Source organism: Paenarthrobacter sp. FR1, from assembly GCF_051106045.1.
GTDB classification, from domain to species: Bacteria; Actinomycetota; Actinomycetes; order Actinomycetales; family Micrococcaceae; genus Arthrobacter; species Arthrobacter nitroguajacolicus_A.
This window is the reverse complement of sequence record NZ_JBPFSF010000027.1, coordinates 1-1,127: the sequence shown is the minus strand read 5'-3', so window position 1 is coordinate 1,127 and position 1,127 is coordinate 1. Positions and strand designations below refer to the sequence as shown.

At 68.6% G+C, this 1,127-nt stretch carries 1 protein-coding gene; it reads right to left on the bottom strand.

Going from position 1 to position 1,127, the window contains the following annotated elements; all coding sequences use genetic code 11:
• Positions 1-1,040 (bottom strand): DUF6531 domain-containing protein (locus ACR30Z_RS22560; RefSeq protein WP_434374675.1); only part of this gene is annotated, 1,040 nt, incomplete at its 3' end.
• Between the last annotated feature and the right edge of the window lie 87 nt (positions 1,041-1,127).

Genomic DNA, 1,127 nt, shown 5'->3' with positions numbered 1-1,127 from the left:
TCCGATGAACGAACCACCGCCACCACACCACCGACGTAATCAATCTCCACGAACCGGCCCCGCACATGCACCAACCGGTCAACCGCCCCCGGCCCGCCGCCGTCGACCGCTTCACTGCGGTGGGCCGAGATGGTTCGCCCGGGCCCCGCCCCGGTCCCCAGCCACACGCCGGCGGTGGTGTAAGCCCACCAGCCGCCCTGGTTATCGGCCACGACCAACACCTCAGTGACACCTGTAGGGACCGAGGTCAGCTCCGCCAGGAACGGTTCCGTGGCCGGGTGGCGGGTGAGCCAAAAGTTCTCTCCGACCGCGCGGGCCCAGCCCGTACCCTCACGGGGGAAATCCACCGCCCGCCCATCAGCCATCACCCACCGGCAGCCCTCATCGGTGAGGACCAAGTGCTGATCCAGCACCGACGCCCACCCCGGACCAAACACCCCGTCACCGGCCAGGCCCGAGCCGAGGGAGTTATACATCCGCGTGAGAACCAGGCCCGCGGCCGCCCCGGCGAACCCCAGATCCGTTTCCGGCTCAATAAAATTACCCGTGGCCGTGTTCACCGGATCATTCGCATACCCACTCGAGGGCACCGCCCCGGCCGCCGTGGGCGGATCAATGACCAGGCCCGTCCGGGTCCCCGACACCCCCGCCGCGGCCAACGCCTCGTTCACCGCCGCGTCCGACAGGGTCGAAACCGCGCCCTCACCACCAGCGGCAGCAAACGCATCCGCGACCACCACCGCCCACCCCGCATCAGCCTCATTCGCCATCAAATACTGCCGGAACGCCGCAACCACACCAGCAGCATCGATCCGGCCCCACCCGCACCGGTCCGCGAACGAAGACAACTCCGACTCCAAGGACCCCGGCACCGACGCAACACCCTCATCAAGCCCACGCGAGGACGCCGCGAAACTCCGCAACGACTCCGGACGCGCCGACGACGCCCCGCCCCCATACCCGCCACCCGGGCCCGGAGTCTCCCGCGACCCCGAACCCGGAGACTCCGAAGGGAACGACGGCGCGTTCCCCGGCTCCATATTCGGACGCGCCTCCTCACCCCAGAGGCTGTCACCAAACTGCTCAAGCCAGTTCCGGTTGTTATGCCGCCGCACCCACTCGTTGTT